This window comes from Peribacillus simplex, from assembly GCF_001542915.1.
GTDB lineage: Bacteria > Bacillota > Bacilli > Bacillales > DSM-1321 > Peribacillus > Peribacillus simplex_B.
Genome location: NZ_LNNH01000055.1, coordinates 294856 through 301113 on the forward strand (window position 1 = coordinate 294856; position 6258 = coordinate 301113).

Annotated in this window: 8 protein-coding genes; all 8 read right to left on the reverse strand. The window is 43.7% G+C overall.

Annotation, left to right across the window (positions count from 1 at the left end; translation table 11 throughout):
* Positions 1 to 66: 66 nt before the first annotated feature.
* The 8 genes from AS888_RS23075 to spoIIIAA are packed head-to-tail and all read right to left on the reverse strand — an operon-like array spanning position 67 to position 5310.
* Entirely contained in the window at positions 67 to 684 is a 618-nt protein-coding gene (locus AS888_RS23075) for a SpoIIIAH-like family protein (RefSeq protein WP_061144411.1), read from the reverse strand.
* Positions 685 to 698: 14 nt separating this feature from the next.
* The gene (spoIIIAG, locus tag AS888_RS23080) at positions 699 to 1367 is read right to left on the reverse strand and encodes a stage III sporulation protein AG (protein ID WP_061144412.1); all 669 of its coding nucleotides are present in this window, start codon (positions 1365 to 1367) and stop codon (positions 699 to 701) included.
* Between the two features lie 8 nt (positions 1368 to 1375).
* Positions 1376 to 1984, reverse strand: a complete 609-nt coding sequence (spoIIIAF, locus tag AS888_RS23085; protein ID WP_061144413.1) for a stage III sporulation protein AF — start codon at positions 1982 to 1984, stop codon at positions 1376 to 1378.
* A gap of 16 nt (positions 1985 to 2000) precedes the next feature.
* Positions 2001 to 3209 carry a stage III sporulation protein AE gene (spoIIIAE, locus tag AS888_RS23090; protein ID WP_061144414.1) on the reverse strand — a complete coding sequence of 403 codons (1209 nt, stop codon included), beginning with the start codon at positions 3207 to 3209 and terminating at the stop codon, positions 2001 to 2003.
* Positions 3210 to 3242: 33 nt separating this feature from the next.
* A complete protein-coding gene (gene spoIIIAD, locus AS888_RS23095) occupies positions 3243 to 3638 on the reverse strand; it encodes a stage III sporulation protein AD (RefSeq protein WP_100531630.1) in 396 nt (131 codons plus the stop codon).
* A gap of 7 nt (positions 3639 to 3645) precedes the next feature.
* Positions 3646 to 3849, reverse strand: coding sequence for a stage III sporulation protein AC (gene spoIIIAC, locus AS888_RS23100; protein WP_034308319.1), 204 nt, complete (start codon positions 3847 to 3849; stop codon positions 3646 to 3648).
* Positions 3850 to 3869: 20 nt separating this feature from the next.
* A complete protein-coding gene (spoIIIAB, locus tag AS888_RS23105; RefSeq protein ID WP_061144415.1) occupies positions 3870 to 4385 on the reverse strand; it encodes a stage III sporulation protein SpoIIIAB in 516 nt (171 codons plus the stop codon).
* Positions 4378 to 5310, reverse strand: coding sequence for a stage III sporulation protein AA (gene spoIIIAA / locus AS888_RS23110; RefSeq protein ID WP_061144416.1), 933 nt, complete (start codon positions 5308 to 5310; stop codon positions 4378 to 4380). Before spoIIIAA ends, spoIIIAB begins: the two co-directional genes overlap by 8 nt.
* Positions 5311 to 6258 lie beyond the last annotated feature (948 nt).

Consider the following 6258-nt stretch of genomic DNA (forward strand, 5'->3'; position numbering starts at 1 on the left):
TTTTTTTATAAAGGGAGACCTTCAAACTAGAGCTGTTGTGTATCAGAGTTTCCTTCTGATTTGAGATTATTTTTCAGGTTGGAAATCGACCACTACATTTTGTGCATCGCTCACTTCTTTGCGGACCAGGCGGATAATGTTGTTGGCTTCTGTTTTTGTTTGTTTATCAGCCTTGACACTCACCTTAACATCCGTACCATCGACGCGAACCAATGCAGCATTATAATCCATGGCCACAATTAAGTTTTCAATGATATTTTCTTTAACCTTCGTTTCACTTAATTGTTCGATTTTAGCATACGCTTCGTCTCTTTCTTCAGCCGAAAGGTCTGTATTGCCCATCTTTTCTGTCAATTCTTCATTCAGCTTTGCGCGTTCATCCTCGATCTGCATCCTTAATGATTCGAATTCATCCCCTGATGCTATCGTTACAGATGAACCTTCTGCATTTTTGGACGATTCTTTATTCCCTTTGCTTTCACCTTTTGTGTCAGCTTTGTTGTCTGTTTTCATTTCCGTTTTGTTTTCTGCCTTATTTTCTGCCTTATTTTCCGCCTTTTCCGCTTGCTCCGTTGCCGTCATATCGGCAGCATTTTCTTCAGGAGCGGTTAAATAATAGACTGAAAGGACAACGACCAGACTTAGCATAGTCAATAACCAAACCGTTTGCTTTTTTAATAACATGATAATTTTCCCCCTTATTTTTTAGGCATGACAGAAACCCTGTGACTCGGTACATCAAGTGATCGTGTGACAGCTTCGACGATCCACTTTTTGATTTGAATGTTTTCGGCTCCTTTAGCGACTACAAGGACTCCCCTTACAATAGGTTTCTTTGTTTCGGAAATGATCGGCCCTTCTTTTTCGCCGCTTTTGACTAAAACTAGTTGTTCATCCACCGATGTATCCTCGACCGTCCTTTTGCCGCCTTCCTGATCGGTTTCTTGCGTGACCTGCTTTTGGGTGACTTTATTTCTTTCATATACTTTTTTCTCGGATGCATCCACGTAGATTACGACTTTTACATCCTTGACTCCCGTTATCGATTCCAACGCTTCCTTCATTTCATTTTGAAGGTATATTTCATAATCCTTCGTGTTCTTGAATTCGGATTGATTTTTCTGACCGAATGTTTCGACATCATCCTTTTCTTCTTGCTTGTTATTGAATACCGTCTTCACGTCGGATGTTTGTCCCGTCTGGTTGGTGGTCAACAGATTACCTGCCATCATGATCCCCGCTCCCAAAAGGACAACGATTAAAGCATAGACATACAGGGAAGGTTTTTTTTCCTTCGGCTCTTTTTGGTCAGGATCCTTATTCAATAGTTTTTGCAGCCAGGATAATGGACCTTTGTCTTTGTTCAATACTTAAGTCACTTCCTTTCCCCGGCGATTTCAATGATCTCTTTATCGACAGACCAACTTGTTGCCAGAAAACTTTTGACCGCATCCAGATTGGCATCGTTCGAAGGTGATGGCCTCTCTGCGTTAATATCGATTTTTGCAACAGCCTCTATCGAAGTGTCTTCTTTCCCTTCTGCCTTTTCCAAAGAAATGTTGATATTTTGCAAATCTTCCACGCTTGGTTTTTCCTCATTCTTGACGGCAACATCAATCGCACTGATCTTCATGTTATAATCCTTCATCAGCTCCTCTTCCACATCTGCCTTTAAGTCAACAGCCATTTGTTTTAAAATATATGCACCCTGGGTAGCTTGTATTTCTTTTTTCTTCATTTCTGTCAAATTTCCCAAATCTTTTTTTTTCTGATTTTCAAATTCGCTCGTCGCGGCAGATAATATTTCATCGAAATCCTTATTGAATAACCCCAATATAGGAGTGATGATGATCGCAATCAATAAAAGTCCGATGACCATTTTGGCATATTTCTGCAAGGCTGAATTGGGAAGGAGCATATCGATTACTGTGGCAAGCAAAACGAACACAATGATATTGGATACCCAGCCAGCTAAAAAACTCACCAAGCCCTCCTCCTTTCTAACGAACCATCAGTGTAATGTTTCCAGAGGCGATGATTACCGTGATACTTAAAAAGAACATGAGTGATACGATCGCCAAGGCGGCAAAAATATAAATCATGCTTTTACTGATGATGTCGAGGCATTTTATTACCGGACCGCCGCCAAGCGGCTGCAAAAGACTGGCTGCCAGTTTATAGACAAAAGAAATCATCAGGATTTTTATCGCTGGAAAGGTCGTGATGAGCAGCAATATGATGACGCCCGATAAGCCCACCGTATTTTTCAGAAGGACGGAGGCACTGATGACCGTATCCGTTGCATCAGTGAACATGCGCCCGATTACTGGTATGAAGTTACCTGTCACGAATTTGGCCGTTCTGATCGTAACCCCGTCCGCTACAGCGGAGGATGCCCCTTGAACGGAAATGACGCCAAGGAATATGGTCATGAACGCTCCAAGGATGCCGATGGCAAAGTTACGGAGAAGCTGGGCGAGCTGTGTTACTTTGTAATGTTCGGTCAGCGTGCTGACGATGCTCAAAATCGCTGCAAAGAATAATAAGGGGAGAACGATGAATTGCACCAGGATGCCGCTTGTGTTCATTAAAAACATTAAGACCGGATGAAAGAAGGCCGCTGATATAAGCCCGCCTGACGCAGCTATCAAAGCCAAAAGAAGCGGGATGAGCGCCATCAAAAAGGAAATCATCAAATCTATCGTGTCTTTTGTATATTCGATCGCGACATGGAAACTGTTGAGCGCCAGAATGATAAGCACCATATAAACGATTGCATAAGCGACCTTACTCACGGAACTTTGCTCGAACGCATTCTGCAAATTCTGCAAAAACATGCTGAAAACGGTTAACAGGATAAGAGAGCCCAGCAGCTTGCCGTTGACGAGCAGCTCATGAAAAACGAATTTTGTGATGCCCTTCAGCCACTGGTCAAAGGAGAATTTCTTATCCCCGCTTACAAAATCCATGAAACTCCCTTTCTGGCTTTCCGGTAAGAATCCGCCATATTCCGTGACAATGTCATCCCAATATTGTTTAAGCTCATCAACCCCCAGTCTTTCTATTTGGGCTTGTACCAGTTCGGACTGCATGATCGGCTCTTGAACGCTTTCTGTATTTTCAGGATTTTCGGCAGCTTGTCCAATAGATGTATGCAAAAAAAAGAGTAAAATGAATAGGATCGATAAGTAAGGCATCCGCTGCTTCATACATTCACCTCATTGACTAGTAGGAATCATCCATTAACTCGGGAGCATCTGAATGATCGTTTCGATAATGACCGTCAATATTGGAATTGCCATCGCCAGGATCAGGATTTTCCCGCTCAATTCTATTTTTGAAGCGAGCGAGCCCTGCCCGGCATCTTTCGTAATTTGCGAGGCGAACTCAGCAATATAGGCAATTCCGATTATTTTTAAGATGGTCTCCAGATAGACCGTATTTACATTGGCATTAACTGCGATTTTCTCTAACATTAAAATGATCTCGTATATTTTATCTGCCAGAAAAAGAAAAATGGAGCACCCTACAAAAACGATAAGCAGGAATGCCAAATTTGGTTTTTGCTCCTTGACGATCAAGGCCAGAAAGGTGGCAACCAGGGCAATGGCTACGATTTTTATGATTTCAATCGCCAATCCCCCCTTACTGAAATAGGAATACAGATTTAATTTTTTGGAATAAGTCCTCCACTACGGATGCGACCATGAATAAAATATAGATGAATCCGAAAAGTGTCACCCACTGGGCATACTCCTTCTTCCCGACCTGGTCGAGTATCGTATGAAGAAATGCTACAACAAGCCCCACACCCGCTATTTTGAATATGATGTCCACATCAATGCCCATTTTCATTCCCCCCACATAAACTACATCAGCAAAATGATCAATAACAATCCAGTTAGAAAACCAAGACTTTTCATCATTTTTTCATATTTTCCCTGTCGTTCGAGTGCATCGCTCTCTTCCCGTTCCAAATGTGCCATCGTCAGCATGATCTGTTTTTGTTGATGATGCCTATCGCTTTTCCCAAGCGTCTCCCCGAACTGTGAAAGGATTTCGAACTCCCCCTGCTTCAAGGCCAGGGATTTCCATATTTTCTTCAAGCTCTCATCCCATGCTTCCTTGACGGTGGTCTCACCTGACTTGAGCCGATTGGCGAATGTTTCGAAAAAGTTGGATAATGGATTTGTCAGCTGCTTGGAAAGCTTCCTTGCCGCTTCTTGCAAAGGTGTATGTCCATACATGATTTCCGCTTCAAGCGATTGCATCGCAACTTTAAGCTGTCTCAGCTGCCGCGGCCTCAAACTCAATTTTTTGGCAGCCTCGAAACCTGCCCAAGTCGTGGCTATGATGATGATGGCAGCACCAACCAACTTAAACATGCGGCTTCACACTTTCATCAGAAAAAATAGGGACCCCAGCTGCATCGAGGATTTTGTAGCTTCGCGTCCCGGCTTTCGTTCTTCGTAATTCGATAAAACGTTCAAAGATGTTTTGTTTTAATATCTCTGCGATGAAGGGCCGCTTCTTCACTTCTTCCAGTGTATGTCCATGTGTTGTTATCATGAGTTTAATGCCTGCATTCACTGCTTCGAGAACTGCTTGAGTATCTTCAGCGCGGCCTATTTCATCCACGACCAATACATCCGGGGACATCGAACGGATCATCATCATCATTCCTTCCGCTTTGGGACATCCATCGAGGACATCCAGCCTTGTTCCAAATTCAAGCTGCGGCACTCCATGAACGCATCCTGCTATTTCCGAGCGCTCGTCCACAATTCCCACCTTTTGCGGTGCAATGCCCTTCATTTCATTTCCAGACGATATCATTCTTGCAATATCCCGCAACACCGTCGTTTTTCCTGTTTGCGGAGCGCCGATCAATAATGTATGCTGCCATTCCCCATTATATAAATATGGAGTAAGCGGCTCAGCCACACCGACTTTTTCACGGGCAATCCGGATATTGAATGAAGAAATATCCCTTATTGCCTTGACCGCTCCATTCTCCAGGATGACCTTTCCGGCAAGGCCGACTCGATGGCCTCCAGCGATGGTTATATAGCCTCGCTTCAATTCTTCCTCAAGCGTATACAACGAAAATTGACCTATTTGGTTCAATAATTGATCTGCATCCGTTTTGGAAACGGCATACGAAAAGAAGAAAGGTTCCCCACCAATAATGACCTCAAGCGGTCTTCCGATCCGTATTCGCAGCTCTTCCATTTTTTCTATCATCAACGGTGTCATACCCTGGAGCTGCTCGTATAGGGTTTTCGGTAAAAAAGAAAGAATCGTTTCCATTTTGACAATCCTCCTGTATACACCACTTTCAATAAAATATATGCCGGTGGGTCGTTAATGATGCCAAGCTATTAAAGAAACTGGGCATTTATCGAAGGTTTATGGACCTTGCTAAAAAAGCAAAAAAAGGCCGAGACATCAATCTCTGCCAACGCCATCGTCAAATGCGATAATAATTGAGCTTTGTACGTTACGTAAAAACAAAAATTGCACTCTGTTGCACGCCAGTATCTGTATTTAGACCGTTTCATGGCACTGCGGGCGCTCCGTAAGCACCTTCAGTCTTTGCGCCAACAGAGTTTCACGAAGACAGGCATTCCCCGCGGGGATGTCGCACGCACACCCTCTTTCCTCCACATTGCATGAAAACGAGGATGTCATCCCGACAATCCACATGTAGCTAGCGGGAAACGCAGGATTTTCATGAGAAATCGCCACAAATTCGGTGCAAAACCTAAACTCGGGAGTACCTGTAGAGTAGATCATTGCCTTCCCTCAGGAGTCTCGCTTTCCGCTCCATTCAACTTGGTTTAACAACTTTTCTCCCCAAATTTTTTATTCATTAAAAGTAGAGTGCAAAAGAAAAGCGTACCTGAGCCGGGTTGCTATAAGGGGATCAAAAAAGGTTCAAGCGAAGGTTCAAAGGGGAATATAAAAGGGGTTCGGACATTTAATTCCGAACCCCTTTTCTCTATAAACGAAAGACCGAGATATGAATCTCGGCCTCAGACTGTAGACAAACTCGATGAAAATCGAGTTTGTCTATTTTTATGGCCTGTACAATTTAGACGTTGATTTCCACTCCAGGCACTCGCTTTCCGCGGGCGGTCGGGGAGCCTCCTCGGCTCTGCCTGCGGGGTCTCCCCTAGACGCGCTTTTCCCGCAGGAGTCTCGTACCTTCCGTTCCAATCAACTTTGTCTTACCTTTTAGATAGAACACTTTTGACT

Coding starts and splice junctions, on each gene's coding strand:
- AS888_RS23075 (WP_061144411.1), bottom strand. CDS start 684: ATGTTATTAAAAAAGCAAACGGTTTGGTTATTGACTATGCTAAGTCTG.
- spoIIIAA (WP_061144416.1), bottom strand. CDS start 5,310: ATGGAAACGATTCTTTCTTTTTTACCGAAAACCCTATACGAGCAGCTC.
- spoIIIAE (WP_061144414.1), bottom strand. CDS start 3,209: ATGAAGCAGCGGATGCCTTACTTATCGATCCTATTCATTTTACTCTTT.
- spoIIIAB (WP_061144415.1), bottom strand. CDS start 4,385: ATGTTTAAGTTGGTTGGTGCTGCCATCATCATCATAGCCACGACTTGG.
- spoIIIAC (WP_034308319.1), bottom strand. CDS start 3,849: ATGGGCATTGATGTGGACATCATATTCAAAATAGCGGGTGTGGGGCTT.